23 protein-coding genes and 1 tRNA gene are annotated in these 26,335 nt (G+C 64.0%); 13 read left to right on the top strand and 11 right to left on the bottom strand.

Annotation, left to right across the window (positions count from 1 at the left end; all coding sequences use genetic code 11):
* Window positions 1-23: 23 nt before the first annotated feature.
* The 3 genes from ugpB to IVB05_RS42805 all read right to left on the bottom strand — a co-directional run bounded on the left by ugpB (window position 24) and on the right by IVB05_RS42805 (window position 3,411).
* Complete coding sequence (gene ugpB, locus IVB05_RS42815; protein ID WP_247782195.1) at window positions 24-1,337, bottom strand: sn-glycerol-3-phosphate ABC transporter substrate-binding protein UgpB; 1,314 nt, start codon at window positions 1,335-1,337, stop codon at window positions 24-26.
* Window positions 1,338-1,611: 274 nt separating this feature from the next.
* Complete coding sequence (locus IVB05_RS42810; RefSeq protein ID WP_247782194.1) at window positions 1,612-2,808, bottom strand: CaiB/BaiF CoA-transferase family protein; 1,197 nt, start codon at window positions 2,806-2,808, stop codon at window positions 1,612-1,614.
* A 177-nt stretch (window positions 2,809-2,985) separates the two neighbouring features.
* A complete protein-coding gene (locus IVB05_RS42805) occupies window positions 2,986-3,411 on the bottom strand; it encodes an organic hydroperoxide resistance protein (RefSeq protein WP_247782192.1) in 426 nt (141 codons plus the stop codon).
* Window positions 3,412-3,577: 166 nt separating this feature from the next.
* Here IVB05_RS42805 and IVB05_RS42800 point away from each other — a divergent pair, with 166 nt between their 5' ends.
* Entirely contained in the window at window positions 3,578-4,036 is a 459-nt protein-coding gene (locus IVB05_RS42800; protein WP_247782191.1) for a MarR family transcriptional regulator, read from the top strand.
* Window positions 4,037-4,044: 8 nt separating this feature from the next.
* On the opposite strand, the gene IVB05_RS42795 is transcribed toward IVB05_RS42800, so the two are convergent.
* From IVB05_RS42795 to IVB05_RS42785, 3 genes are all read right to left on the bottom strand, one after another.
* Window positions 4,045-4,284, bottom strand: a complete 240-nt coding sequence (locus IVB05_RS42795; protein WP_247782189.1) for a GIY-YIG nuclease family protein — start codon at window positions 4,282-4,284, stop codon at window positions 4,045-4,047.
* Between the two features lie 132 nt (window positions 4,285-4,416).
* Window positions 4,417-4,492: transfer RNA gene (locus IVB05_RS42790), tRNA-Ala, on the bottom strand.
* A 90-nt stretch (window positions 4,493-4,582) separates the two neighbouring features.
* Complete coding sequence (locus IVB05_RS42785; protein WP_247782187.1) at window positions 4,583-5,008, bottom strand: TIGR02300 family protein; 426 nt, start codon at window positions 5,006-5,008, stop codon at window positions 4,583-4,585.
* 142 nt (window positions 5,009-5,150) lie between these two features.
* Between IVB05_RS42785 and aroA the strand changes: the two genes are divergently transcribed.
* Window positions 5,151-6,488 carry a 3-phosphoshikimate 1-carboxyvinyltransferase gene (gene aroA / locus IVB05_RS42780; protein ID WP_247782185.1) on the top strand — a complete coding sequence of 446 codons (1,338 nt, stop codon included), beginning with the start codon at window positions 5,151-5,153 and terminating at the stop codon, window positions 6,486-6,488.
* Between the two features lie 18 nt (window positions 6,489-6,506).
* On the opposite strand, the gene IVB05_RS42775 is transcribed toward aroA, so the two are convergent.
* Window positions 6,507-7,496 (bottom strand): tripartite tricarboxylate transporter substrate binding protein, encoded by a 990-nt coding sequence (locus IVB05_RS42775; protein WP_247782184.1) that lies wholly within the window; start codon window positions 7,494-7,496, stop codon window positions 6,507-6,509.
* A gap of 168 nt (window positions 7,497-7,664) precedes the next feature.
* Here IVB05_RS42775 and cmk point away from each other — a divergent pair, with 168 nt between their 5' ends.
* A complete protein-coding gene (gene cmk / locus IVB05_RS42770) occupies window positions 7,665-8,306 on the top strand; it encodes a (d)CMP kinase (protein ID WP_247787398.1) in 642 nt (213 codons plus the stop codon).
* A 25-nt stretch (window positions 8,307-8,331) separates the two neighbouring features.
* Here the strand turns inward: cmk and IVB05_RS42765 are convergent, their stop codons facing one another.
* Window positions 8,332-8,502, bottom strand: a complete 171-nt coding sequence (locus IVB05_RS42765) for a hypothetical protein (protein ID WP_247782182.1) — start codon at window positions 8,500-8,502, stop codon at window positions 8,332-8,334.
* Window positions 8,503-8,959: 457 nt separating this feature from the next.
* Here IVB05_RS42765 and rpsA point away from each other — a divergent pair, with 457 nt between their 5' ends.
* From rpsA to IVB05_RS42715, 10 genes are all read left to right on the top strand, one after another.
* Window positions 8,960-10,690, top strand: a complete 1,731-nt coding sequence (gene rpsA / locus IVB05_RS42760; RefSeq protein ID WP_108512700.1) for a 30S ribosomal protein S1 — start codon at window positions 8,960-8,962, stop codon at window positions 10,688-10,690.
* 191 nt (window positions 10,691-10,881) lie between these two features.
* The gene (sppA, locus tag IVB05_RS42755) at window positions 10,882-11,862 is read left to right on the top strand and encodes a signal peptide peptidase SppA (protein WP_247782181.1); all 981 of its coding nucleotides are present in this window, start codon (window positions 10,882-10,884) and stop codon (window positions 11,860-11,862) included.
* 169 nt (window positions 11,863-12,031) lie between these two features.
* Window positions 12,032-12,337, top strand: coding sequence for an integration host factor subunit beta (locus IVB05_RS42750; RefSeq protein WP_247782179.1), 306 nt, complete (start codon window positions 12,032-12,034; stop codon window positions 12,335-12,337).
* Window positions 12,338-12,417: 80 nt separating this feature from the next.
* Window positions 12,418-12,810, top strand: a complete 393-nt coding sequence (locus tag IVB05_RS42745) for a LapA family protein (protein ID WP_247782176.1) — start codon at window positions 12,418-12,420, stop codon at window positions 12,808-12,810.
* 62 nt (window positions 12,811-12,872) lie between these two features.
* Window positions 12,873-13,532: a phosphoribosylanthranilate isomerase gene (locus tag IVB05_RS42740; RefSeq protein WP_247782175.1), complete on the top strand. Its 660-nt coding sequence runs from the start codon at window positions 12,873-12,875 to the stop codon at window positions 13,530-13,532.
* Window positions 13,529-14,746: a tryptophan synthase subunit beta gene (gene trpB, locus IVB05_RS42735; RefSeq protein ID WP_247782174.1), complete on the top strand. Its 1,218-nt coding sequence runs from the start codon at window positions 13,529-13,531 to the stop codon at window positions 14,744-14,746. The genes IVB05_RS42740 and trpB overlap by 4 nt, the downstream gene beginning before the upstream one ends.
* Complete coding sequence (trpA, locus tag IVB05_RS42730; RefSeq protein WP_247782173.1) at window positions 14,743-15,579, top strand: tryptophan synthase subunit alpha; 837 nt, start codon at window positions 14,743-14,745, stop codon at window positions 15,577-15,579. Before trpB ends, trpA begins: the two co-directional genes overlap by 4 nt.
* A 105-nt stretch (window positions 15,580-15,684) precedes the next feature.
* On the top strand, window positions 15,685-16,626 hold the full coding sequence (accD, locus tag IVB05_RS42725; RefSeq protein ID WP_247782172.1) for an acetyl-CoA carboxylase, carboxyltransferase subunit beta: 942 nt from the start codon (window positions 15,685-15,687) through the stop codon (window positions 16,624-16,626).
* Complete coding sequence (locus IVB05_RS42720; RefSeq protein ID WP_247782171.1) at window positions 16,623-17,963, top strand: folylpolyglutamate synthase/dihydrofolate synthase family protein; 1,341 nt, start codon at window positions 16,623-16,625, stop codon at window positions 17,961-17,963. Before accD ends, IVB05_RS42720 begins: the two co-directional genes overlap by 4 nt.
* Before the next feature lie 291 nt (window positions 17,964-18,254).
* Window positions 18,255-18,998, top strand: coding sequence for a metallophosphoesterase family protein (locus tag IVB05_RS42715; protein WP_247782170.1), 744 nt, complete (start codon window positions 18,255-18,257; stop codon window positions 18,996-18,998).
* 159 nt (window positions 18,999-19,157) lie between these two features.
* Here IVB05_RS42715 and trxA read toward each other — a convergent pair whose 3' ends face one another.
* The 3 genes from trxA to addB form a co-directional block, all read right to left on the bottom strand.
* Window positions 19,158-19,478 carry a thioredoxin gene (gene trxA / locus IVB05_RS42710; protein WP_016847387.1) on the bottom strand — a complete coding sequence of 107 codons (321 nt, stop codon included), beginning with the start codon at window positions 19,476-19,478 and terminating at the stop codon, window positions 19,158-19,160.
* Between the two features lie 105 nt (window positions 19,479-19,583).
* Complete coding sequence (gene addA, locus IVB05_RS42705) at window positions 19,584-23,081, bottom strand: double-strand break repair helicase AddA (RefSeq protein ID WP_247782169.1); 3,498 nt, start codon at window positions 23,079-23,081, stop codon at window positions 19,584-19,586.
* The gene (gene addB / locus IVB05_RS42700; RefSeq protein ID WP_247782168.1) at window positions 23,075-26,221 is read right to left on the bottom strand and encodes a double-strand break repair protein AddB; all 3,147 of its coding nucleotides are present in this window, start codon (window positions 26,219-26,221) and stop codon (window positions 23,075-23,077) included. The genes addA and addB overlap by 7 nt, the downstream gene beginning before the upstream one ends.
* Window positions 26,222-26,335: the final 114 nt, after the last annotated feature.

Here is a 26,335-nt window from a genome sequence, read left to right as displayed (position 1 = left end):
GAGGGGGAGCCAATGCCGACTGTCTACTTTGCCGTCTTTTCGAACGTTCGCAACATCGCATTGCCTTTGGCGACGGCCTCATCAAGCGCTTGCTGCGCGGTTTTTTGCCCGGCGAGGGCCGCTTCGATCTGCTCGGCCCAGACGTCGCGCATCTGCACCATGTTGCCGAAGCGCAGGCCGCGCGAATTCTCGGTCGGCTCCTTGTTGGTGAGCTCCTTTAGCGGGGTCTCCGGTACCGGGTTTTTTTCGTAGAAGCCGTCGGCCTTGGTCTTCTCATAGGCAGCTTTGGTGATCGGCAGATAGCCGGATTCCTGGTGCAGCTTGGCCTGACGGTTGGTGTCGGACAGGAAGGTGAAGAATTTCGCCACGCCTTTGTATTCATCGGGCTTCTTGCCGCCCATCACCCACAGCGATGCACCGCCGATGATCGAGTTCTGCGGTGCGCCGGCCGCGTCGGGGTAATAGGGCATCGGCGCCGAGGTGAAGTCGAACTTGGCGGTGCTCTTGGCGGTGGCGTAGTAACCTGACGAGGTCAGGAAGATCGCGCATTCGCCCGAACCGAAGCGGGCTTCGCTCTTATTTTCGCGGCCGGAATAGTCGTAGGTCTTGTCCTTTTGCAGGTCGATCAAGTTCTGCAAATGCTTCACATGTAGCGGCGAGTTGAAGGTCAGAACCGTGTCGAAACCATCGAGGCCGTTGGCCTTGGTTCCGATCGGCACGTTGTGCCATGCCGAAAATTGTTCGATGTGCGCCCACGATGCCCAGGCATTGGAGAAGCCGCAGGTCTCGTGTCCGGCGGCCTTAAGCTTCTTCGCGGCAGCAAACACTTCCGGCCAGGTTTTTGGAATTTCGGCGACGCCGGCCTTCTTCAACTCGTCCTTGTTGATCCACATCACCATCGACGAGGAATTGAAGGGGAACGACAGCATGTCGCCCTTGGAGGTCGAGTAGTAGCCAGTAATGGTCGGCAGATAGGCCTTGGGATCGAAGGGCTCGCCGGCATCCTTCATGAGCTGGTAGACCGGCTTGATGGCGCCGGTGGCGCTCATCATGGTCGCGGTGCCGACCTCGAACACCTGCATGATATGCGGCGCGTTGCCGGCGCGGAAGGCGGCGATGCCGGCATTCATGGTGTCGGGATAGCTGCCCTTGAAGGTCGGAACGACCTTGTAGTCGGACTGGCTGGCGTTGAATTCCGCGGCGAGCTTGTTGACGATGTCGTTGTTGCCGCCGGACATGGCGTGCCACCACTGGATCTCGGTCACGGCCTGGGCAGGCGTTGCGAGCGCCAGCGCAACCGTTACTGCCGCCGCTGCGCCGAATTGTCGTAGTGCCATGGAATTCCTCCGGGTTGGGGTCGTCACCTTCGTTTCGCGCGATAACAGCGCCGGATGACGTGCAAATGACCGTATAAGCGAAAGGATGGTATTGGGAAAGCGGGCGTGGAGGGAAGCCGGAAAATAGGCGGAGGGGCAAATGGTAGCCGTCGCCCCTGCGAAAGCAGGGGCCCATAACCACAGCCGTCTGTGATTCCAGAAGGGCGGCGACCACAGCGCCCAAAGCGAAGAGCCGCGGCGTATGGGTCCCTGCGTTCGCAGGGACGACCAAAGGTTACCGCTTGCGCTCGTTGCCGCAGACCGCGCCCTTGGCGACCAGCGCCTCGATCTCGCTCTTCGCGTAGCCGAACTCGCCCAGCACCTCTGATGTGTGCTGGCTGAATTTCGGTGGTGTCCGGCGCAGGCTCGGCTTGGTCCGCTCCAGCCGGATCGGGGAGGCGACGCCCTTGTACCAATCCTTTTCAATGATATCGCCGCGATGCAGCGTGTGCGGATTGGTCAGCGCCTGGTCGATCTTCTGCACCGGGCCCGCCGGCAGGCCTGCCGCCAGCAGGCGATTGCAGAGCGGTTCGGCCTCGTGCTGGCTGAACACGGCAGCGAGCTCGGCGCGCAGCGCATCGCGGTTGGCGATGCGGTCCTTGTTGCGGGCAAAGCGAGGATCGGTGCCGAGTTCGGGCTTGCCGATTTCCTTGGCGAGCTTGCGGAAGGTGCCGTCATTGCCGACGCCGATGAAGATGTCATCGGTCCTGGTCGGGAAGATCGCATAGGGCACTAGGTTCGGATGCTCGTTGCCGGTAAGGCCCGGCGGCTTGCCATGCATGAAGTAGTTCGCGGTGTGCGGATGCATGATCGCAAGGCCGGTTTCATACAGCGTGGTTTCCAGAAACTGACCGAGACCTGAACGCTGCCGTTCTGAGAGCGCCATCAGGATGCCGATCGCCGCGTAAAGCCCGGTGGTGATGTCCACCAGGGGAACGCCAATCCGCATCGGGCCGCTCTCCGGCGAGCCGGTCGCCGCAATCATGCCGGTCATGGCCTGGATGATGGCGTCGTAGCCGGGATTGCCGCCGCGCGGGCCGTCGGCGCCGAAGCCGGAAATCCGGCAATGCACGAGACGCGGAAATTTCGCGCGCAGCACGTCGTTGCCGATACCCCATTTGTCGAGCGTGCCCGGCTTGAAATTCTCGATCAGGACGTCGGCGGTCTCCAGCATTTTCAGCAGCACGGCGCGCCCGCCTTCGGAAGCGAGGTCCAGCCCGATCGAGCGCTTGTTGCGGTTGATGCCGACGAAATAGGCCGCGTCCTCCTCGTGGAATGGAGGGCCCCAGTCGCGCACTTCGTCGCCGGCCGGCGGTTCGACCTTGATGACGTCGGCGCCGTGGTCGGCGAGGATTTGCGTGCAATAGGGGCCGCCGAGCACGCGCGTCAGGTCGATCACGCGCAGGCCGGTCATTGCGCCGGGAGAACTCATGGAAAACAACCTTCGCTCAGGATGAAAATGGAAATCCTGAGCTAGCGGTCTTCAGGCGCGGCGGCAATGGCGTCCCGCGCACAGGCGCATGATGCCGCCGCCGTAGCAAGCTTGCGGAAAATTCCGCGAGGCGAACGGCCCGCCGGCGATCGTGCGCGGGCCGTTCGAATCCCGTCGTCAGACGACGGTCAGGCGGACATCGATGTTGCCGCGGGTGGCGTTGGAATACGGGCACACCTGATGCGCCTTCGCCACCAGCGCTTCCGCTTCCGCCTTGGCAACGCCGGGCAGCGATACGGCGAGTTCGACATCGAGGCCAAAGCCGCCGGCCGAACGCGGGCCGATGCCGACGGTGGAGGTCACGGTAGCGTCCGCCGGTACCTTCGGGCCGCCTTGGGAAGCTACGAATTTCATCGCGCCGATGAAGCAGGCGGCATAGCCGGCCGCAAACAGCTGCTCGGGGTTGTTGCCAGCGCCACCGCCGCCGCCGAGTTCCTTCGGGGTCGCGAGCTTGACGTCGAGCGCGCCGTCGAGGGTTGCTGCGGTGCCGTCACGGCCGCCGGTGGCCTTGGCGCTGGTCTTGTAGAGCACGTTCACGGACATGTGGTTCTCCCTGGGTTTGCCGTTTCGATGGCGTGTGTATTGCACACAATTTGATTGTGCACAATATAAATCATTGCAACGTCCACAATCTAATCGTATACAATTGAAATCAAGCGCTTACGGTTCCGGATCGGGGGCAGGGGCGCTGTCCGTTGACGAGGTTGTGATGGCCAGGAAACACGCGGCCGACTTGCCGCTCAGGCTCGATAATCAGCTCTGCTTTGCGGTGTATTCCACCGCGCACGCGTTCAACCGCGTCTACAAGCCGCTGCTCGACAAACTCGGTCTGACCTATCCGCAATATCTGGTCATGCTGGTGCTGTGGGAGCGCGACGGTGTGCCGGTCAAGGACATCGGCGAACGGCTGCTGCTGGATTCCGGCACGCTGACGCCGCTGCTCAAGCGGCTGGAGGCGGCCGAACTGGTCAGGCGCACGCGCAGCACCGAGGACGAGCGGCAGGTGCTGATCGCGCTGACGCCAAAGGGCGACGCGCTGCGCGAGAAAGCGCGGGCGGTGCCGCAATCGATTCTCTCGGCGTCAGCTTGTTCAGTCGGCGAACTCATGACGATGAAGAACGAGATCGTGGCGTTGCGCGATCGGCTGAATGCGGTGTTGGGGGAGTAGGGTGCGGGCTAGAGGCGCTTTTTGGCGAAGGCTCGGCCGGAGTGGGATTTCAGGTACTTCTCGAAGGCTAGCGCTTTGTACTTGTCGGGGAAGGCGCAGTACCACACCAGCTCCCAAGGTTTGAATTTTGCTGTATGCGCGGATCTGCCGGCGTTGTGCTCGGGTATCCGCCGCTTCAAATCCGCGGTTGCACCGATGTATTCCTGTTCAGGGAAACTGAGGCTGCGGATGATGTAGACGTACCACATCGGCCCTCACGCGCCGAAGCGCGAACAGAAACCTCTACCAGCCCGTCTTCGCCCTTCGGGCTACGCCGGGCACCACGCTTCGTCCTTCGGGCACCGCGCGGCTGCGCCACGCGTAGCCCGAAGGGCGAAGCGTGGTGGAGCCAGGCGGGATCGAACCGCCGACCTCTTGCATGCCATGCAAGCGCTCTCCCAGCTGAGCTATGGCCCCTCACAGTCAGGGCACGGTCTTCTCGGACCATGCTCCCGCAAGCCTTGGGCGACTTGCGGGGGAGACCCAGAACACAGTTCTGGGCCGATCTCAAGTCTCTTCGTCGCCTCCGACATCACCGATGATGTCGGTAACGTCCTCATCCCCTTCTTCCTCGTCGGGAATGAAGGTGGAATCGTCGTCGTCATCGCCCTCGATGGTCTCGTCGATCTCGATGTCGTCTTCCGATTCGGGAACCACGGCCTTCACCTTGCCGGTATTTTCCTCGGCATCGGCCTCCTCGAGCGAGACCAACTCTTCGGCCTCGGCGGCCTCCGGCTGATCGGCAGCGGCGGTGGCCGAAGCGGCGGCGGCGGCGCGTGCGGCATCGCCACGGGCAGCCCGCGGTGGCGCAATCGGCGCAATCGGCACGACCTCGCCAGTGTAGGGCGAGATCACCGGGTTCTTGTTCAGATCATAGAATTTCTTACCCGTCGTCGGGCAAATGCGTTTGGTTCCGAGATCGGATTTGGCCACGTGTGGATCCTGGGAAATTCTGAAAAACGGTGCTTCACTTGGCTAGTTGAGGGGCCGGTGTCAATAGCGGTTGTCGCATTTGACGGCAGCGTGACGCTGCGTGGCCCATGTGGTACTGCCGCCCTCGCAGAGGACCCCAATCTTGACCGATTCAACCACCCAAACCCCGCTGGAATCCCGCGCAAGCGGCCCTTTGAGCGGCAAAGTCCGCGTTCCCGGCGACAAGTCGATTTCACACCGCGCCCTCATCCTGGGGGCGCTTTCGGTCGGCGAAACCAGGATTTCCGGCCTGCTGGAGGGCGAAGACGTCCTCAATACCGCGAAATCCATGCAGGCGCTGGGTGCCAGGGTCGAACGGACCGGCCCGTTCGCCTGGAAGGTGGCGGGCGTGGGCGTGGCGGGCTTCGCCCAACCAGCCTTCCCGCTCGATTTCGGCAATTCCGGTACCGGGTGCCGGTTGGTGATGGGGGCGGTAGCGGGTTGCCCGATCACGGCGGTGTTCGACGGCGACGACTCGCTGCGGTCCCGCCCGATGCGCCGGATCCTCGATCCCCTGGAATTGATGGGTGCCAAAGCCGGTGAGACCAGGGAAGGCGGCCGCTTGCCGCTGACGCTGCACGGTGCCCGCGATCCGGTGCCGATCCTCTACCGGACCCCTGTTGCATCCGCCCAGATCAAGTCGGCGGTGCTGCTGGCGGGACTTGCAGCGCCTGGTATCACCACGGTCATCGAGCAGGAAGCCAGCCGTGATCACACCGAGCTGATGCTGAAACATTTCGGTGCAGAGATCGTCTCGACCACGGAAGGCAGCCACGGCCGCAAGATCGCGCTGACGGGCCAGCCTGAATTGCATGGTGCTGACGTCGTGGTGCCCGCCGATCCGTCCTCGGCTGCATTCCCGATCGTGGCGGCGCTGGTCGTCGGAGGCTCCGACGTGACCTTCTCCGACGTCATGACGAATCCGCTGCGCACCGGCCTGTTCACGACGCTGCGCGAGATGGGCGCTTCGATCGAGGAAAGCGAAGTCCGCGGCGACGCCGGCGAGCCGATGGCGACCTTGCGCGTGCGCGCGTCGAAACTGCGCGGCGTCGAGGTGCCGCCGGAGCGCGCGCCCTCGATGATCGACGAATATCTGGTGCTGGCGGTCGCAGCCTCCTTCGCCGAGGGCACCACCATCATGCGCGGCCTGCAGGAATTGCGCGTCAAGGAATCCGACCGGCTCGAGGCCACCGCCGCCATGCTGCGCGTCAACGGCGTCAGGGTCGAGATCGCAGGCGATGATTTGATCGTCGAGGGCCGCGGCCATGTGCCCGGCGGCGGTCTCGTCGCCACCCACATGGATCACCGCATCGCGATGTCGGCGCTGGTGATGGGGCTTGCCGCCGACAAGCCGGTCAAGGTCGACGACACCGCCTTCATCGCCACCAGCTTCCCGGATTTCATTCCGATGATGCGCTCGCTGGGGGCGGAGTTTTCGTAAGACGCGCGCTCGCGCGGTTCAGGACGGCGCGAGCCCAAGGCTCGTCACCGCCTCGAGCCAGACGGGCGATTCTTCCTTGTACAGTTTCTGCGTCTCCTCGAACGTCATCGCAGTATCGTCGACGCCGAAGGATTTCATGAGCTGCTGCAATTTTTCGGTCTTGCCGCCGGCGACGAGGAGTTTTGACAGCTTCTCAATGATGGCCGCCGGCGTGCCTGTCGGCACGGCGCAGCACTGGAAGCCGGTCAACTGGAAGATCCGCGATGTTGTGCCTTGCTCTGCGAAAGAAGGAACGTCGGGCAATGTCGACATGCGCTTGCGCGAGACAGCGACCGCATGGCCGCGGCCGCTTTGCAGGACGGACAACGCCGCGGAGTAGCTGCCGTGGGCGGCATCGATAAATCCGCCGGCAAGATCGGTCCACATCGGCGCTTCGCCGCGATAGTGGACCGCTTCCATCTTGAGACCATACTGCTTGTTCATTTCGGCGACCGCCATGTGCGCGTATGAGCCTGCGCCGTAGGTGCCGATGTTGACCTTCTCGGCCTTCTTCGCGTAGGCGACGAATTCCGCAAGCGTTTTTGCGCCTGTCTTCTCGCTGGCCACGAACGGCAGGCTGCCTGCCGGCATGATCGAGACGAGGGTGAAATCCTTTTCGGCGTCGTAAGGGATGTCCTTGATCAGAACGCGGTTCATGATCATGGTCGTCGAGATCGTGAACATCAGCGTGTAGCCGTCGGGCGCGGCGCGCTTGGCTTCAGCCGCCGCGACGGATCCCGAGGCGCCGGCCTTGTTTTCCACCGTCACGTTCTGGCCCGTCTGCGCGCGGATATATTCGCCATAGGTGCGCGCGAACAAATCGGTCTGCCCTCCGGCCGGATAGCCGGCGATGATCTTGATCGGCCTTGTCGGCCAGTCGGTCTGCGCATGGGCCGAAGACCCGATCAGCGGGATCGCCGAGGCGGCTGCTGCGCTGCCGATAAAACGACGTCGTGAAATGGCGCTCATCGTGTCCTCCGGCCGGTGCTATTTCGAGCCGGCTTTCCGCAGATCAATGGATGAATTCACAGCCTGACAGCAGAATAGAGGCGGTCGACGGCCTGGGCGAGGAACATTTGGACGCATCCGCCTCTCCGCGGCCTTGACCGCATGGCCGCTCTATCGCACATGGCTCTCATGATCATCGCCATCGACGGACCGGCGGCATCCGGCAAGGGCACGCTCGGCAAGCGGCTCGCTCACCATTACGGCTATCGCCATCTCGACACCGGCGTGATCTATCGCGCGGTCGCGAAAGCGCTGCTGGACGAAGGGGTTGACCTCACCGACGAGGCGCGCGCGGTGGCGGTTGCCATGGAGCTCGATCCCGAAAAATTCGGACATCCCGAGTTGAAGACGCAGCGCATCGGCGATGCCGCCTCTGTCGTGTCGGCAATACCCAGCGTGCGCGAGGCGCTGGTCAATTTTCAGCGCCAGTTCGCGGCCGATCCGCCGGGCGCCGTGCTTGACGGTCGCGACATCGGAACCGTGATCTGCCCGAATGCCGATGTGAAGATCTTTGTCGTCGCCGACCCGCATGTGCGAGCCCATCGCCGGACGCTGGAAGCGCTGGCGCGTGGCGAAGCCGCCGACGAGGCGATGGTGCTGGCCGATATCCTCAAGCGCGACGAACGGGACCGGAATCGCGCCGCAGCGCCCCTGAAGGCGGCCGCCGACGCCCACATCCTGGATAATTCCAATCTCGATATCGAAGGCGGCGTGCGCGCCGCCATTGCGATCGTCGAGGCGGTCCGCGCCGGACGGGGAAGTTCTCGCTAGCCTGCGTCAATCCGCGGTGACTGGCTCAGTTCTTCGAGCGCTCGCGGTCGAACGGCAATTGCTGTTCGGCCATCATGACGGGCTTCGATTTGGCAGCGGCAATCGCCTTGTCGGTCGCAAAAGCGGTCGGTTTGCCGGCAACGGCCGTGGCGACGGTAAAGACGGCGATGGCGGTCACAGCGATCAGGCTCTTCATGGTGGCACCCCTGTTTTTGAACGGCGTCATCCTGTGGGGCGGCGCTTAAGGTCGGGTTCCATCCCGTCGAGGGCTACGGACCTTTTGCGTCATGCGGTCAATAAGGCGTTGAAAGCGCGGGCCCTTGGTTAGCGTCCGTAAGCCTTAACGGCCCGTAAATCGGGCATTTCCGGCTTGCCGAAATTGGCCCTTGGGGCTATATCCACGCCCATCCGGGCCGCCATCGATAAGATCAGGGCTGTCCGAGCGGGCCGGCGGGAGGTTTGAACCCCCGCTGTCATTGGAGGAAAGCCCGCTCCAGGTTCTTGAAGTCGATACGCTCGTTTCAGGCTCCGGATAAATCAAACGTACCGAACGTGCAGGCATGCTGCCGGCCCGCTTTTGCGCACTCCCGCAAACGCGGTCGTTGGGATTTGCGGACCCCGACACTTCACGCGCGATACGCCCTTTAACCCGAATGGCCGGCAATACCGCATCTGGAGAACATATGGCTTCGACTGCTGCTTCTTATAATCCTACCCGCGACGATTTCGCTGCAATGCTGGACGAGTCCTTCGCCGGCGGCAATCTGCAGGAAAGCTCCGTCATCAAGGGCAAGGTAGTTGCAATTGAAAAGGACATGGCCGTCATCGACGTCGGCCTGAAGACCGAAGGCCGCGTGGCGCTGCGCGAATTCGCCGGCCCCGGCCGCGAAAGCGATCTCAAGGTTGGCGACGAGGTCGAGGTGTTCCTCGACAGAATCGAAAATGCGCTCGGCGAAGCCGTGCTGTCGCGCGACAAGGCGCGCCGCGAGGAAAGCTGGGGCAAGCTCGAGAAGGCCTTCAACAACAACGAGAAGGTTCACGGCGTCATCTTCAACCAGGTCAAGGGCGGCTTCACGGTCGACCTCGACGGCGCGGTCGCCTTCCTGCCGCGCTCGCAGGTCGATATCCGCCCGATCCGCGACGTCGCGCCGCTGATGAACAACTCGCAGCCGTTCCAGATCCTCAAGATGGATCGCCGCCGCGGCAATATCGTGGTGTCGCGCCGCACGGTTCTCGAAGAGACCCGCGCCGAGCAGCGCCAGGAGCTGGTGCAGAACCTCGAAGAGGGTCAGGTGATCGACGGCGTGGTCAAGAACATCACCGATTACGGTGCGTTCGTTGATCTCGGCGGCATCGACGGCCTGCTTCACGTCACCGATATCGCCTGGCGCCGGGTCAACCACCCGACCGAAGTGCTCACCATCGGCCAGACCGTGAAGGTCAAGATCATCAAGATCAACCACGAGACCCACCGCATTTCGCTCGGCATGAAGCAGTTGCTGGACGATCCGTGGCAGGGCATCGAGGCCAAGTACCCGCTGAACGCGCGCTTCACCGGCCGCGTCACCAATATCACCGACTACGGCGCGTTCGTCGAACTGGAGCCGGGCATCGAAGGCCTGATCCACGTCTCGGAAATGTCGTGGACCAAAAAGAACATGCACCCCGGCAAGATCGTTTCGACCTCGCAGGAAGTCGAAGTGCAGGTCTTGGAAGTCGATTCGGTCAAGCGCCGCATCTCGCTCGGTCTCAAGCAGACCATGCGTAATCCCTGGGAAGTCTTCGTCGAGAAGTTCCCGGTCGGCTCGACGGTCGAAGGCGAGGTCAAGAACAAGACCGAGTTCGGTCTGTTCCTCGGTCTCGACGGCGATGTCGACGGCATGGTGCATCTGTCCGACCTCGACTGGAAGCTTCCGGGCGAGCAGGTCATCGACAACTTCAAGAAGGGCGACATGGTCAAGGCCGTGGTGCTCGACGTCGATGTCGAAAAGGAGCGCATCTCGCTCGGCGTCAAGCAGCTCGAAGGCGACCCCTTCGCAGAGCCTGGCGACGTCAAGAAGGGCGCGGTCGTCACCTGCGAAGTGCTCGAAGTGAAGGAAGCCGGCATCGAGGTGAAAATCTCGGGCACCGACTTCACCACCTTCATCAAGCGCTCCGAACTGGCCCGTGACCGCAACGATCAGCGCGCCGAGCGTTTCGCCGTCGGCGAGAAGGTCGATGCCCGCGTGATCCAGTTCGACAAGAAGGCCCGCAAGGTGCAGGTCTCGATCAAGGCGCTGGAAGTCGCCGAAGAGAAGGAAGCCATCGCGCAGTACGGCTCCTCCGATTCGGGAGCAACGCTGGGCGATATTCTCGGCACCGCGCTCAAGAACCGCGACAAGTAAGCGCATCACTTGTCTGTCTGCGACATCAGGCCCCGGTTTCGACCGGGGCCTTTTTCTTTTCCCTTCTCCCACAAGGGGAGAAGGGAAGCAGGGCCTTGTTTTCTTCAAATTACGTCGCAATTGATGTAATCAGATAACGCTTCGCTAGCGCTGCGGATGCAAAACGCGCGGGACACTTCAGGAGAATTTCGATGTCGCTCGATTCGGACGTGATCGTCGATCGCCGCAGGATCCGCCGCAAGCTGACCTTCTGGCGCGTCGTGGCTGGCCTGGTTGCCATCGCGGCCATCGTCACCGTCGGGGCGATCGCGACAAGGACCGGGCCGGCTGCGCTGACGGCATCGGGATCGATCGCGCGTGTCAATATCGAAGGGCTGATCCGCAGCGACCAGCAACGCGTCGAGGCGCTGGAGCGGTTGGAGAAATCGAGCCATGTCGCCGTCATCGTGCACATCAATTCGCCTGGCGGCACCACGGCCGGCTCCGAGCAACTTTATGACGCGCTGGTGCGCCTGAAGGCCAAGAAGCCGCTGGTCGTGGTGGTAGAGGGGCTGGCCGCGTCGGGCGGTTACATCACGGCGATGGCCGCCGATCATATCGTCGCCCGCCAGAGTTCGCTGGTCGGTTCGATCGGCGTGCTGTTCCAGTTTCCGAATTTCACCGAGCTGATGAAGACCGTGGGCGTCAAGGTCGAGGAAGTGAAATCCTCGCCGCTGAAGGCTGCGCCCAACGGTTTCGAGCCGACCAGCCCGGAGGCGCGCGCCGCGCTCGACGCGCTGGTGAAGGATTCCTATGCCTGGTTCCGCGGCCTGGTGAAGGAGCGGCGCGCCATGGATGACGCGCTGCTCGAAAAGGTCGCGGATGGCCGCGTCTTCACCGGCCGTCAGGCGGTCGAACTGAAGCTGGTCGATCAGCTCGGCGATGAAAAAGCAGCCGTTGCCTGGCTGGTTGCCGAAAAGAAGATCAAGAGCGACCTGCCGGTGCGCGATTACAAGCTTAACCCGCAGTTCGGGGACCTGACGTTCCTGCGCGCGGCGGCTTCCATTGCGTTCGATGCGCTCGGCTTGAGTTCCATCGCGCGCCAGATCGAGCAGGCCGGCGTTGCCCAGGCGGTCGATCAGCTCTCGCTCGACGGCATGTTGGCGCTGTGGCGCCCCGCCGCCACCAACTGAGCCGCATCGGCTGCGCTTCGTCACCTTCTCCCGCACTGCGGGTGTCGTCACAAACCCCTCCGGGCGGCTTGTGACGCCATTTCGCGTTGCCCAAAAGTGATTTAGCGTCTTGACAGTTCAAGGTATTTTCACGGAAATGGATTCTGCACGACCCCGGATCCCAACTTCGATGATCAAATCCGAACTTGTTCAGCGCATCGCCGAGCACAACCCGCACCTCTATCAGCGGGATGTGGAGAACATTGTGAACGCGATCCTCGATGAGATCGTCGCTGCCTTGGCGCGCGGCGACCGTGTCGAGCTGCGCGGCTTCGGCGCTTTCTCGGTAAAGCATCGTCCTGCGCGCGCGGGGCGCAATCCGCGCACCGGCGCGCATGTGCCGGTCGACCAGAAGAGCGTGCCGTTCTTCAAGACCGGCAAGGAAATGCGCGAGCGGCTGAACCGCGACGACGGCTCGCCCGAGGCCGGCGCGTAGGCGCTTTTTCGGGTTTAACTAGATGTAGCCGTGTTGCAGGGTTTCATCCCTGCCGTTCTCCATCACCACGAGAGATGGTCATGCGAAAGTTTTTCACGGCGCTGGTCGTCATTCCCTTGGGCCTGATCTTCATCGTCTTTGCGGTCGCCAACCGCCATTTCGTGACGGTGTCGTTCGATCCCTTCAATTCGACCGATCCGGCGATCGCGGTGTCGATGCCGCTGTTTGCGGTGATCATTGCGGTGGCCATTCTGGGGGTGGCGGCGGGCGGCATGGCGACCTGGTTCCGCCAGCGCCACTGGCGCCGCGCGGCGCGCCAGCATGAGGCGGATGCCCGCCGGGCAAGGGCGGAAACGGCCGATTTCCGGGCTGCGGCGGCGGTTTCCCGGATCGAACAGCAGCGGCTTCCGGCGCCCTCCCAGTACGGATTCTATGGGGCCACAGGGCGAGACAAGCAGGGCGCGACGTTGTAGAACCCGCCCCGTCAGCTTGTTCCAATTGCCGCGGCGGCTTTAGATCCCGCCCTCGAGAGACCATGTCCCTGCTCGTCAAAATTTGCGGCCTGTCCACGCGCGAGACGCTCGACACAGCGCTTGAGGCGGGCGCCGACATGGTGGGGTTCGTGTTCTTCTCCCCGTCGCCGCGCCATCTCAGCCTCGAGACCGCGCGGGAACTGGGCCGGCAGGCCAAGGACCGCGCGACCAAGGTGGCGCTGACCGTCGATGCCGACGACGCGACGCTTGAAAACATCGTCGAGACGCTGCGGCCGGATCTCCTGCAATTGCACGGCAAGGAAACCATCGCGCGCGTGCGCGACATCAAGGCGAAGTTCGCACTGCCGGTCATGAAGGTGATTGCGGTCGAAACGTCAGCCGATCTCGCGGCGCTGCCGGGCTATGTCAGTGTGGCCGATCGCATTCTGTTCGACGCCCGTGCGCCCAAGGGCGCCACCCGCCCCGGCGGGCTGGGGGCCGTGTTCGACTGGCACGTTCTGGAAAAGCTCGATCTCCAGCTGCCCTTCATGGTCTCGGGCGGGCTTTCCGCCGCCAACGTCGCGGAGGCGGTCCGCGTCACCCGCGCCGGCGGCGTCGATGTGTCCTCCGGCGTCGAAAGCGCGCCCGGTGTCAAGGATCCAGAGATGATCCGCAATTTCATTCGCGCCGCGCGCGCCACCGAAGAACTGATGGTCCGATGAATCCAAACCTGCCCAATTCATTCCGCACCGGCCCCGACGAGCGCGGGCATTTCGGCAATTTCGGCGGACGTTTCGTCGCGGAAACGCTGATGCCGCTGATTCTCGACCTGGAAAAGGCCTATGCGGCGGCCAAGGCCGATCCTGCGTTCCAGGCGGAGATGAACGGTTACCTCAAGGATTATGTCGGCCGGCCGTCGCCGCTCTATTTTGCCGAACGCCTGACCGAGCATCTCGGCGGCGCCAAGATTTATCTGAAGCGTGAGGAACTCAACCACACCGGCTCGCACAAGGTGAACAACGTGCTTGGCCAGATCATGGTCGCGCGGCGCATGGGCAAGAAGCGCATCATTGCCGAGACCGGCGCTGGCCAGCATGGCGTTGCCACCGCGACGCTGTGCGCGCGCTTTGGGCTGGAATGCGTGGTCTATATGGGCGCAGTCGACGTCGCCCGTCAGGCGCCGAACGTGTTCCGCATGGAGATGCTGGGCGCCAAGGTCGTTCCGGTGCAGTCGGGCACGCGCACGCTGAAGGACGCGATGAACGAGGCGCTGCGCGACTGGGTCACCAACGTGCACGACACGTTCTATTGCATCGGCACGGTGGCGGGGCCGCATCCCTATCCGATGATGGTGCGCGACTTCCAATCGGTCATTGGCGACGAGACCCGCAAGCAGATGATGGAAGCCGAAGGACGCCTGCCGAATTCGCTGGTCGCCTGCATCGGCGGCGGCTCCAATGCGATGGGCTTGTTCCATCCATTCCTTGATGATCCCTCCGTCGAAATTTTTGGTGTCGAGGCCGCCGGCCACGGGCTGACACAGCTCCACGCCGCCTCGATCGCCGGCGGCCGGGCCGGCGTGCTGCACGGCAACCGCACCTATCTCTTGATGGACGATGACGGCCAGATCCAGGACGCGCATTCGATCTCGGCGGGGCTCGACTATCCCGGCATCGGACCGGAGCATTCCTGGCTGCACGAGACCGGCCGCGTCACCTATCTGTCGGCGACGGACGACGAAGCGCTCGCCGCCTTCATGCTGCTGTCGCGGCTGGAGGGCATCCCGCCGGCGCTGGAATCCGCGCATGCGATCGCCAAGGTCACGGAGCTCGCGCCCAAGCGGCCGAAAGATCATCTGATGGTGGTCAATCTGTCCGGCCGTGGCGACAAGGACATTCCGCAGATCACGGAGATTTTGAAAGGCAAGAAGCAGTGACCACCCGCATCGACGCACGCTTTGCCGAACTCAAGAAAGAGGGCCGCTCGGCTTTTGTCACCTTCCTGATGGCTGGCGATCCGGACCCTGCGACGTCGCTCGACATCATCAAGGCGCTGCCGAAGGCGGGCGCCGACATCATCGAGATCGGCATGCCCTTTACCGACCCGATGGCCGACGGTCCGTCGATCCAGGCGGCGGGCCTGCGCGCGCTGAAGGCGGGCATGACGCTGAAGAAGACGCTGGAGATGGTGCGCGGCTTCCGCAAGGACGACCACGCCACGCCGCTGGTGCTGATGGGCTACTACAATCCGATCTACATCTACGGCGTCGACAAGTTTCTCGCCGACGCCAAGACGGCCGGCGTCGACGGCCTGATCATCGTCGACCTGCCGCCGGAGGAGGACGAGGAGCTGTGCATTCCCGCGCTGAAGGCCGGGCTCAACTTCATCCGACTGGCGACGCCGACCACCGATGACAAGCGCTTGCCGGCCGTGCTCGCAAACACGTCCGGCTTTGTCTACTACGTCTCGATCACCGGTATCACCGGCGCAGCTGCGGCCGACTCGACGGTCGTTGGCGACGCCGTGGCGAGGATCAAGCGCCACACCAAGCTGCCAGTGTGTGTCGGCTTCGGCATCCGCACCCCGCAGGCGGCGCGGGCGATTGCCGAGAAGGCCAACGGCGCCGTGGTCGGTACCGCGCTGGTCGACGCGTTGCGCGACAGCCTGGACACGAAGGGGCAGGCGACCACCAAGACGGTCGCGGCGGTGGCCGATCTCGTGGCCTCACTGGCGCAGGGTGTCCGGGGGGCGAAGCAGGCGGCTGAATAAGCCACAATTGCTTGTCAATTGGACCGGAAGGGGCGGCTTGCCCGGAGTGATTCGGGCCGCCATATAGTTCAGACAAGTGCGTTTAACCGCATTTCGGAGCGAACCATGAATTGGCTCACCAATGTCGTCCGGCCGAAGATCCGCAACATCCTGCGCCGCGAGACGCCGGAGAACCTGTGGATCAAGTGCCCGGATTCCGGGCAGCTCGTGTTCTACAAGGACGTCGAGGCCAACCAGTTCGTCATCCCCGGCTCGAACTACCACATGCGCATGGGCGCGGTGGCTCGGCTGAAGTCGATCTTCGACAACGAGACCTGGTACGACATCGCCCTGCCGGAAGTGACGGCCGATCCGCTCAAGTTTCGCGACGAGCGCAAATATGTCGACCGCATCAAGGACGCACGCGCCAAGACCGGGCTGAACGACGCCATCAAGGTCGGCTACGGAAAGTTGGAGGGCGCCGGCGTCGTCGTCGCGGTGCAGGATTTCGATTTCATGGGCGGTTCGCTCGGCATGGCCGCGGGCGAGGCGATCGTGCGCGGGCTCGAGCTTGCGGTGGAGAAGAAGTCGCCGTTCATCATGTTCGCGGCCTCGGGCGGCGCGCGGATGCAGGAAGGCATTCTGTCGCTGATGCAGATGCCGCGCACCACCGTCGGCGTGCAGATGCTGCGGGAAGCGAAGCTGCCCTACATCGTCGTGCTGACCAATCCGACCACCGGCGGCGTCACCGCATCCTATGCCATGCTGGGCGACGTGCAGATCGCCGAACCCGGCGCGCTGATCGGCTTCGCCGGCGCGCGCGTGATCGAGCAGACCATCCGCGAGAAACTGCCGGAAGGATTCCAGCGCGCCGAGTATCTGCTCGACCACGGCATGGTCGACATGGTCGTGCATCGCCACGAGATGCGCCCGACGCTGGCGCGGCTGTGCCGGCTCTTGACCAAATCCCCGGCGCTCGACGTCGCTTCAAAGCCCGCGCCGCAGGTCACGGACCCGGCCCAGATCGTCTTGGCGCCGGAAGCCGTGCCGGCTGCGCCCCACGCGTGAATCTACCTGCCGCCAAATCCCAGCCGCTCGGTGAATTGATCGCGCGGCTGTCTGCCTTGCATCCGAAGCGCATCGATCTCAGCCTCGATCGCATGCACCGCCTGCTGGAGCGGCTCGATCATCCGGAAGCCCTGCTGCCGCCGGTGATCCATGTCGCGGGCACCAACGGCAAGGGTTCGACCATCGCCTATCTGCGCGCGATTCTCGAGGCCGCGGGCCTGCGGGTGCACGTCTACACCTCGCCCTACCTGGTGCGGATCAACGAATGCTTCCGCATCGGCGAGAAGGGCGGTGGCCGGCTGGCAAGCGATGCCGAGTTGCGCCGGGTGCTGGAGCACTGCGAACAGGTCAATGCGGGCGAGCCGATCACGATTTTCGAGATGGAGACCGCGGCGGCGTTTTGCCTGTTCGCGGAGCATGAGGCCGATGTCGTGCTGCTGGAAACCGGCCTTGGCGGGCGGCTCGACGCCACCAACGTGATCGACAGGCCGATCGCCGTTGTCATCACGCCGGTCAGCATGGATCACACGGAATTCCTCGGCAGCACGCTGACCGCCATTGCAACTGAGAAGGCCGCCATCATCAAGCGCGGCACGCCGGTGAGTTGTGCCGAGCAGGCGCCGGAGGCAATGTCTGTCATCGAGGCGCAGGCGACGCGCATGCGCGCGCCGATGCATGCGGCGGGACAGCAATGGCATGTCGGCGTCGAACGCGGGCGGCTGGTCTATCAGGACGAGCGCGGCCTGATGGATCTTGCGGCGCCAAAGCTGTTCGGGCGGCATCAATTCGACAATGCCGGGCTTGCGATCGCAACCTTGCGCGCGATCGATTCGTTCAAGATCGGAATGCCGGCGTTCGAGGCCGGCATCGTCAATGCCGAATGGCCGGCCCGGATGCAGCGGCTGGTCGCGGGCGCGCTGGTCGATCAAGGACCCAAGGGGTGCGAGATCTGGCTCGATGGCGGGCACAATGCGGAAGGCGGCCGCGTTGCTGCTGCAGCGCTCGGCGATCTCGAGGAGCGGGTATCGCGCCCGCTGGTGGTGATCGCGGGAATGATGGCGAACAAGGATGCGGGCGCGTTCCTCGCCAATTTCGCCGGCCTGACGCGCCACATCATGGCGATACCGATTCCCGGCCGCGACAACGTGATGCCGCCGGACCGGCTGGCGGATGCGGCCCGCGCGCTCGGCATGCGCGTGGAAAATGCTGCAAGCGTCGAAGCCGCGCTACACGCGCTGTCGCGGCTGGCTTACGAAGTGCCGCCGCGTATCCTGATTACCGGCTCGCTCTATCTCGCCGGCCATGTGCTTGATATCAACGGCACGCCACCGGGATAGCGCCGAAAGAAAGTTAGTCAGAAGAAAATTAAATGGCCGCTGAAATTGCTTCCAGCGGCCGCCCGGGTAGAAATATCGATTGTTTATGAATGCTCCAGCCCCGGTCGTTGTAAAGACTAGCCAAGACGCCTGCGAACTGCGAGTCGGAACTCGGGTTCCACCCTATAACCAAAAGGAGGATGTTGCGGGTTGGCTTCACCCAAATGAGGTAGATCGCCATAGCATCGTTCTTGCACAGGTTCTTGCAGGTTGTGCGACGTCCCTCGTCGAAAGCTGGAATTGAGAATTGACATGCGCTTTGCCGCGATTGCCGATGTGCACGGAAATTATCTCGCGCTGGAAGCCGTGCTGGCTGACATCCGCGCGCAGGGCATTGGCGAGATCGTCAATCTCGGCGACATGGCGAGCGGCCCGCTCGACGCGCGCCGAACCATGGACACGCTGATGGCGCTCGACGCCGTTCACGTCCTCGGCAATCATGATCGCTATCTGATCGACCGGCCGCCGGAGAAGATGGGGTCATGGGATCGGCCCGCCCATGCGCAACTCGAAGCGCGCCATCTCGACTGGCTGCGCGCGGTGCCAAAGACCGCCGTGTTTCGCGATCAGGTGTTTCTCTGTCATGCGACGCCCAACCATGACGAGGTCTACTGGCTGGAGACCATCTTGCCCGACGGCACCGTGCGAATGTCCCCGCGGGAGGCGGTCGAGGAGCACGCCAGGGGCATCACGCTGTCCTTGATCCTCTGCGCGCATACCCATCTCGCCCGCGTGGTCAGGCTTCGCGATGGCCGATTGATCGTCAATCCCGGCAGCGTCGGCTCACCCGGTTATCGCGATACTCATCCGTTTGCGCATGTGATCGAAGCCGGCACGCCGGATGCGCGCTACGCCATCCTTGAACTCGCCGATGGCGCCTGGCGCGTCACCCTCCGGCATGTGCGATATGATCATGAGGCGATGGCAACGCTCGCGCGGCAGAACGGTCAGGCCGAACTGGCGCACGCGTTGGCGACGGGGTGGATCAACGTGTAGCCCGGATGGAGCGAAGCGCAATCCGGGAGGATCATGCAGCGAACAGAGAATCCCGGGTTACGCTTTCGCTCCACCCGGGCTACGAGATCATTCGCCGCAAAAACAAAAACGGCCGGCTATCCGCCGGCCGCTTCATCACAAATGATCGCTCGAAGCCGATCAGACCGCAGCGGTAATCCACTGCTGCAGCTTCGCCTTCGGCGCGGCGCCGACCTGGCGGGAGGCCATCTCGCCGCCCTTGAAGATCATCAGGGTCGGGATCGACATCACGCCGTATTTCGAGGCCGTCTTCGGGCTCTCGTCGACATTCAGCTTCACGATCTTGACCTTGTCGCCCATGGCGCCGGAAATCTCGTCGAGCGCGGGCGCGATCATGCGACAGGGGCCGCACCATTCGGCCCAGAAATCGACGACCACCGGCCCGGTCGCCTTGAGCACCTCGGCTTCGAAATCGGCGTCAGAAACCTTGCCAACGGCCATGGGAATTACCTCGTTCGGTTAGGAATTAAGGGGCGCGGGATGAGAATCGCGCCCGCAATGATAGGATCAAACCTATGAACGCGATCCTGCCGGGTCAAGCATGGGTCACGCCGAGATGATGGATGCCAGCTCGGCTTCCAGTGCGGGGGCTGAAATCTCCATTAATTCAGCGCTTTCGGTCCAAAGCAGTGCCGCTCGAACCAGCCGCTGGGGATAAAGCTTCGCCAGCACTGCCCGGTACAGCGCGAGCTGGCGGACATAGCCCTTCGGCGCCTCGTCAGGCCGGCTCGGCGGGGCATGGTTGGTCTTGAAATCCACGACCAGGACCTCGTTTTCCGTAACCACAAGGCGGTCGATCTGCCCGGACACCAGCGCCGGCCGTCCGGCCGGCCGCTTCAGCCGTCCGACGATCGAGACTTCGGCCCGGCTGCCGGGGGCGAACACCGGCGCGAAGCGGGCATCTGCGATCAAGGCCAGCGTACTATCGGCGAGCGCCTGCCGTTCCTGCTCGGTCCAGCCATCGGCATTGCGGGCCAGATAGGCCAGCGCGGCCTCGCGGCGGCGCTCGGCGGCAATATCGGGCAACGATTGCAGGAGCCGGTGCACCAGCGTGCCGCGCTGCAGGGCCCGGGCGCGCTGCGTGAGCGATTCGGCCGTCCGGACCGGATGGCGCTCGCTGTCAGCGGTGTCCGAGGGCCGCAGGAGGCTTTCCGGGGAGACCTCGGGCTGCGCCGGGGTCAGCAGCCAGTTGGGCAGCATCATCGGCGCCGGGGGAAGCGGCGCCGCAGCGGGAGCGGCTGACGGTGCCGCCTCCTCGGGGCGCGTATAGCGCTTCACCCGGCCTATGGCGGTCTCGATCTCCTGTAGCTGCAAGGTAGAACCGGCGAGCCCCCTGGTGATCAGATCGTACCAGGACAGCGGTCGGACACTCTTCATGTTGCCGGGCAGGCAGCCGCCGACGATCAGGCGGTCTGCCGCGCGCGTCATCGCGACATAGAGCAGGCGGCGGTATTCATCCTCGGTATCGCCGATCATCGCCGCGCGTGCCGCGACGACGGCCGGGGGATCCTCGGCCTTGCGGCCGGCCCAGACCACGACACCGGGCGCATGCGGATCGGCATTGCCCTGCGGCAAATTGATGAGTTTCAGCCGCTGCGTATCCGAGGGCGAGGTCGTGGTGTCCACCAGGAACACGACGGAAGCCTCCAGCCCCTTGGCGCCATGCACGGTCATGACGCGGACCTCGTCGCGCGAAATTTCCATGTCGCGCTTCACCTCGAGATCGGCCGTGCGCAGCCACGCCATAAAGCCCTGCAATGAGGCCGGCGCCTTGCGCTCGTAGTTCAGCGCCAGCTCCAGAAATTCATCCAGCGCGTCGTTCGCCTCATGTCCGAGCCGGCGCAGGATTCGCGCGCGGCCGCCGTCGCCGCCAAGCAGCCAGGCATAGAACGCAAACGGCGTTTCGCTTGCAAAGCGGCGTTCGCACTGTTCGAGCCGCCACAGCGCATCCCGCAGCCGGCCGTCGGCCACGGCGCGCTCAGTCAATGCCGCGCGCAACGATCCCTTGCGCTGCCAGGCGATCTTGAACAGGTCGTCATCGCCAAGCCCAAACAGCGGGCTCTTCAGCGCCACCGCCAGCGCCAGGTCGTCCTGCGGCAGCAACAGCGCATCCGCCAGGTTCATCAGGTCGATGACGGCAATGTGCTCGGTCAGCTTGAGGCGGTCGGCGCCAGCGACCGGAATGCCGGCGTGCTTCAGCGCCTGGATCACGGCGTCGAACGCATTGCCGCGCCGGCGCACCAGCACCAGCATGTCGCCATAGCGCAGCGGCCGGCGATCGCTCTTGCTGCCGGTCATCACGCCACTGCCGACCAGCGTCTTGATCTCGGCCTGAATGCGCCGGGCAAGCTTCACTTCGGGGCTGGTCGCGGCGACGCCGTCGAACGGCGCGCGCCAGCCTTCGATGTCCTGCCGATCGTCGGTTTCCGCAAGCTCCCAGAGATCGATCTGACCCGGGCCGGCGTCGGCCAGCGCGTGATGGATCGGATTGCCGATATCGACCGCATGAATGCTGCGAAAAATATCCTGCTCGCGAAACACCTGATCGACCGCATGCAGGATCTCCGGTCCCGACCGGAACGAATAGGTAAACGATACCGGATCGAACTTCAGTCCGGCACCCTCGAACTTCCTCTGCAACGCGCGGCGGCGCAGGTCGAATTCGCGCGGCGCTGCACCCTGGAACGAAAAGATCGACTGCTTCTCGTCGCCGACCGCGAACACCGTTCGCACCACGCCGTCGCGCGCGCCTGCGCCCGAGGTGAATTCGGAGATGATGTGGGCGACAATGTCCCATTGCCGCGGGCTGGTGTCCTGCGCCTCGTCGATCAGCACATGGTCGACGCCGCGGTCGAGCTTGTAATGCACCCAGCCCGAGGAGACGCGGTCGAGCATCTCCAATGTCTTGTCGATCAGATCGTCATAGTCGAGCAGGCCGCGTTCCTGCTTCTCGCGGCGATAATTGGCCGCCGCAGCGGTAGCGATATAAAGCAGCGCCTCGGTGCGGTCGCGGGCGGTCACCGCACGGCGTTTCGCGATCAGAGGCGCGAGGCGATCAATCTCGGATTCGAACAAGCGTCCAACCGCAGGATTGTCCCGCGTAAAGTTCTTTGTAACCACGGATTTGCGCGGCGTGCGATCGGCGTCGGTGAGGAACACGCAGAGATACTCGTCCACCTGGGCTGCACCGGAAAATGCCAGCGCGGCGCGAAGCTGCGTAGCCTGGCCCTGATCGGTTTTGCTCCCGGTATCCAGGACCTGTGCGATTTCCTGCCAGCGCGATCGCGGCAGGTTCGGCCCGTCTAATATCTCACGCTCGACACCCTCAATGCGATCATCGGGCTCGACACCGAGTGCAGCCGAAATCTGCGCTGAAGCGGCTTGCGCGCTGCCGGCGGCATCCGTCCAGGCCATGAAGTGATCGCGACTGAGACAGGCCTCGCGCACCACGTCCTTGAAGGTGACGTCGGCGGCGCTCGCCATCGCCGTCATCAGCGCGCGGCCAGTGGCGCTGTCGGGGTTGCGCGACGCTTCGAGGAAAACCCCGAGATTGGCGCGCTCCATCATTTCGTTCTGGTCGCGGTCGTCGAGCACGGCAAACCGCGCCGGCACGTTGGCCTCGAACGGGAATTGCTGCAGCAGCCGCGTGCACAGCGCGTGGATGGTCTGCACCTTCAGTCCGCCCGGCGTCTCCAGCGCGCAGGCGAACAGCTTGCGCGCCGATTTGCGCAGGCGTGCGCCGGGATTGGGAATGCCGGCGTCGCGGATCGCCGCGTCCAGTGCGTCGTCGTCGAGCGTCACCCAATGGCCGAGGGTGGTGAACACCCGTTCCGCCATGTTGGCGGCGGCGGCTTTTGTAAACGTGATGCAGAGAATCTTTTCCGGCGCCACATCGGCGAGGAGCAGGCGAATTACTCGCTGCACCAGCACATGGGTCTTGCCCGATCCGGCGTTCGCCGAGACGAAGGCGGAAGCCGCCGGATCGGAGGCGCGCGCCTGCGTGGCGCGAACGGCGTCGGGAATGATGCGGGCAGCCTTCACCATTCCTCGATCCCCAGTCCGCCGGCCGCCGACCATTCCTTGATGCGGGCGAGGTCGTCATAGGCGCCGTAGCGGTTCGACCACATCGACAGGTTCAGCGAAGTGTAGGCCGTCTCCTCGTTCTCAAATTTGCGGATCAGCGTTTCTAGCTGTTCAAGGGCGTAGTCGGCTGCTTCGTCCGGCCGCTGCGGCGTATCGTTGTTCCTGATTTTCAGCTCCAGCGAGCGTTGCTCGCCGGGCGGATTGTTGCCGCTGAGCCTGACATAGACGAGTTCGCCGACGGACGAGCCGGCGTGGATATTTTCAAAGCCGCCCTCGCGCAGGATCGCGGCTTCCAGCGTCAATTGCGGCGACAGGCCCATGCGCACCTGCTTGCCGGTCGGCGGCTGGCCGGTCTTGTAATCGAGGATCGCGAAGCTGCCGTCACCGCGCTGCTCGATCCGGTCGGCGCGCGCCGACAGCGTGAAGATGCGTTCATTGTCGAGCGGAATCTTGATCTCGCCCCGGATCTCGGCGGCAATTTTCTCAATCTCGTCGCGCCGCGCCAGTTCCCAATCCGCAAACCAGGTGGCGATGCGCTGAAACCGCGGCCACCACAGCGCCCGCGCCTCGGGACGCTCCATCAGTGGCGCAAAGTATTTTTCGCCGATGCCGCGCAGTACCAATGCGGGTTGTGGCGGAAGCGCGTCAGCGAAGTTTTGCGTGAATTCGCCGAGCGCGCCATGGATCGCCGAGCCGCGATCGGCCGCCGACAGCGGCATGTCGACGGGGTCGAGCGGATCGAGCCGCAGGATGTATTTTGCGTAGATCGTATAGGGATCGCGCAGCCAGTCCTCGATTGCCGTGACCGACAGTTTTTGCGGCCGCGTCGCGACCGGCGGCTTCGGCGCGGGCTGCTCGATCGGTTCGACCGCGTCGGGCTGGTCCAGTTCGGCGGCGAAGCGGACGTAATTTTCACCGATGCTTTTGGCCGCGTCCCAACGCGCTTCGCCGGCAACAGCCTCCAAGCGATGCAGAAAGCGCGAGGCGACCGCCGGCGCGCCGCCGACTTTCGCCGAATGGGTCAGGATCACATCGTCTGCTCCCAACAACTGCGCGAAGTCATGCGCGGAAAGGCCGATGCGCCGCTCCGGCAGATCGAGGCCGAGCTCATGGCGCATCGGCCGGCTCAGCCAGGGGTCGACCCGCGGCGCCGGCGGCCAGACGCCTTCGACCAGTCCGCCAAGGATGACGCGGTCGGATTCGGTCAGCCGCGCTTCGAGCTGGCCGTAGATGTGCAGTTGCGCGCTCGCCGATTCAGCCCGCCGCACCATGCGATCGGCATAGGCGGTCTGGAACACATCAGGGTAGTCGCCGAGCTGGACCATCAGGCCGCTCGGCTTTTGCTCGGCGAGCAGGTCATCGAACGCCGCCGACAATGCAGCGCCTTGCGCTTCCTCGAAGACGATTGCAATGCCGTTCTGATCCGAAGACAGCGCGATCAGCGTTTCGCGATGGCGCAGCGCCAGCTCGGCGAAATCGAACGGTTTTGACGAGCCCATGATTTCCAGCGGCGCCAGCGCCTTTTGCAGCGCCGCGATCAGCGCCTGCGCCTGGTCGAGTTCGTTGTCCTTCAGTTTCGCGCGCGGCTCCGAGGCGTGAAGCGAAGAGGTTTCATGGCTCCTGAGCTTTTTGAGCTCGGCGCGGAAGCGATCGAAATCGCGCGCCAGGCCGGCCGTTCCTGCCTGCGGCCGGGTGCCGCGCAGCAGCGCCAGTTCGAGGATCTCGATCGCGTGCCTGAACGCGCCACATGCGCCGCCGAGCCGAAACAACGGATGCTTCAGGAGCGCGAGCAAGGTCGGCGGCTCCAGCCCCTTGCTGGCGGCTTCCGCGGCGAGGCGGGCAAAAATGCCGCTTGGCATGTCCATCAATGCGTCGCCGCCGGAATCGTCGAATTCGAGATTCCAGCGGGTCAGCGCCGCCATCACCCGCCGCGCCAGCGCGCGATCCGGCGTCACCAGCGCCGCCGATTTGTTCAGGTGCCGCGCCTCGCGCATCGCCACCGCAATCGCCAGCGCCTCCATCTCCGAATTGGGCGCTTCGACGACGGCAAGCTTCATCATGCCGCCTGCGATCTTCGCGGCGACCTCCGGCTGGACCAGACGGTCGTGCCATTGTTCGGTCGCGCTCGACGGCCGCATCGTCTCGGACACCAGCACCTCGCGTCCCTGCTGTGCCGGCGTACCCAGGATTTCGACATCGCCACGCTTGATGCCGAAGCGATCCAGCAAACCGTGCATCGCGAATTGAGGATGGTTCGAGGAGGGCTGCGTGGTGAATTTGCCCTGCGCTTCCCTGACGCCGCCGATCGTTTGCCAGGCTTCCTCGTCGAGATCGGTGTCGAGTCCCGGCAGCACCACCGCGCCCAGTTTCAGGCCGGCCACGGCGTTGAGGAATTTCGCGGTTGCCGGCATCGAACCGGTCGAACCGGCTGCCACCACCGGCCCCTCATGATGCGCGGTCAGGCGCGCGGCTTCCGCCTCGATCAGGCGGTCGCGCCGTTCGGCGGGTTCGATCCTGCCGATTTCCTTCAAATGCTCCGGCCATGCCTTGCGCGCGATGCGCAGGAATTCGAGCGAGTGCTGCCAGTATTTGTCGAACTGGTCCGGCACCAGTTTGTCGAGCGCTTCCCAGGCGACGCCGCGCGTCACCATGTCGTCCATCAGCCGCGCCAGATCGCCGGCCAGCGCCAATGTCGAGGCCGGGCCGCCGACCACGAGCGGCGCCGACACCGGGCTTTTCGCCCATGCCGCAACCAGATGCGCCAGCGTCAGGCGGCGCTCCAGTTCACCGAGCCTCGACGGAATGTCGAGCGGCGCCACGCCGCTGAATTGTTCGGAGCCTTCCGCAAACGCCAGCTCGTCCTCGTCGATGTCGCCGAGCGCCACGATGCGCGGCAGGATCGCGGCGTCCGTCTTCAGCTCATCGAGAAAGATCTCCCGCGCCAGCCTTCCTGCGCGCCGGGTCGGCAGATAGAGCGTCGCCGTTGCGAGATTCAGAGGATCCCTGCGCGCCTCGAATCCTTCGACCAGCCGGCCGTCGACCAGCGCCGCGATGACGGTGCGCAGGAACGGCACGGATACGGGAACGCTGAAAACGCGCATGGGCTTCCTGATTCGAGGTCAGGCGCAATATAGGGAGCGATTTCGGGTTGGTCATGTGAGAGAGGGGCAACGTCCCCACTACACACCATCGTCACAGAAACGGCCCGTAGGGTG

Origin of the sequence: Bradyrhizobium sp. 170 (assembly GCF_023101085.1) — a bacterium.
In the GTDB taxonomy this organism is placed as follows: Bacteria; Pseudomonadota; Alphaproteobacteria; order Rhizobiales; family Xanthobacteraceae; genus Bradyrhizobium.
Note: the sequence above shows the minus strand (reverse complement) of the source record. Positions and strands in the feature narration are given on the sequence as shown.

What these genes read in the sequence shown, in the direction of transcription:
- IVB05_RS42775 (WP_247782184.1), bottom strand. Translation starts at nt 7,496, where the DNA reads ATGAGCGCCATTTCACGACGTCGTTTTATCGGCAGCGCAGCAGCCGCC.
- IVB05_RS42805 (WP_247782192.1), bottom strand. Translation starts at nt 3,411, where the DNA reads ATGTCCGTGAACGTGCTCTACAAGACCAGCGCCAAGGCCACCGGCGGC.
- IVB05_RS42740 (WP_247782175.1), top strand. Translation starts at nt 12,873, where the DNA reads ATGTCCCTGCTCGTCAAAATTTGCGGCCTGTCCACGCGCGAGACGCTC.
- IVB05_RS42765 (WP_247782182.1), bottom strand. Translation starts at nt 8,502, where the DNA reads ATGAAGAGCCTGATCGCTGTGACCGCCATCGCCGTCTTTACCGTCGCC.
- IVB05_RS42795 (WP_247782189.1), bottom strand. Translation starts at nt 4,284, where the DNA reads ATGTGGTACGTCTACATCATCCGCAGCCTCAGTTTCCCTGAACAGGAA.
- IVB05_RS42810 (WP_247782194.1), bottom strand. Translation starts at nt 2,808, where the DNA reads ATGAGTTCTCCCGGCGCAATGACCGGCCTGCGCGTGATCGACCTGACG.
- cmk (WP_247787398.1), top strand. Translation starts at nt 7,665, where the DNA reads ATGATCATCGCCATCGACGGACCGGCGGCATCCGGCAAGGGCACGCTC.
- IVB05_RS42750 (WP_247782179.1), top strand. Translation starts at nt 12,032, where the DNA reads ATGATCAAATCCGAACTTGTTCAGCGCATCGCCGAGCACAACCCGCAC.
- addA (WP_247782169.1), bottom strand. Translation starts at nt 23,081, where the DNA reads ATGGTGAAGGCTGCCCGCATCATTCCCGACGCCGTTCGCGCCACGCAG.
- accD (WP_247782172.1), top strand. Translation starts at nt 15,685, where the DNA reads ATGAATTGGCTCACCAATGTCGTCCGGCCGAAGATCCGCAACATCCTG.
- sppA (WP_247782181.1), top strand. Translation starts at nt 10,882, where the DNA reads ATGTCGCTCGATTCGGACGTGATCGTCGATCGCCGCAGGATCCGCCGC.
- trxA (WP_016847387.1), bottom strand. Translation starts at nt 19,478, where the DNA reads ATGGCCGTTGGCAAGGTTTCTGACGCCGATTTCGAAGCCGAGGTGCTC.
- trpB (WP_247782174.1), top strand. Translation starts at nt 13,529, where the DNA reads ATGAATCCAAACCTGCCCAATTCATTCCGCACCGGCCCCGACGAGCGC.
- IVB05_RS42800 (WP_247782191.1), top strand. Translation starts at nt 3,578, where the DNA reads ATGGCCAGGAAACACGCGGCCGACTTGCCGCTCAGGCTCGATAATCAG.
- IVB05_RS42745 (WP_247782176.1), top strand. Translation starts at nt 12,418, where the DNA reads ATGCGAAAGTTTTTCACGGCGCTGGTCGTCATTCCCTTGGGCCTGATC.
- ugpB (WP_247782195.1), bottom strand. Translation starts at nt 1,337, where the DNA reads ATGGCACTACGACAATTCGGCGCAGCGGCGGCAGTAACGGTTGCGCTG.
- IVB05_RS42715 (WP_247782170.1), top strand. Translation starts at nt 18,255, where the DNA reads ATGCGCTTTGCCGCGATTGCCGATGTGCACGGAAATTATCTCGCGCTG.
- rpsA (WP_108512700.1), top strand. Translation starts at nt 8,960, where the DNA reads ATGGCCGGCAATACCGCATCTGGAGAACATATGGCTTCGACTGCTGCT.
- addB (WP_247782168.1), bottom strand. Translation starts at nt 26,221, where the DNA reads ATGCGCGTTTTCAGCGTTCCCGTATCCGTGCCGTTCCTGCGCACCGTC.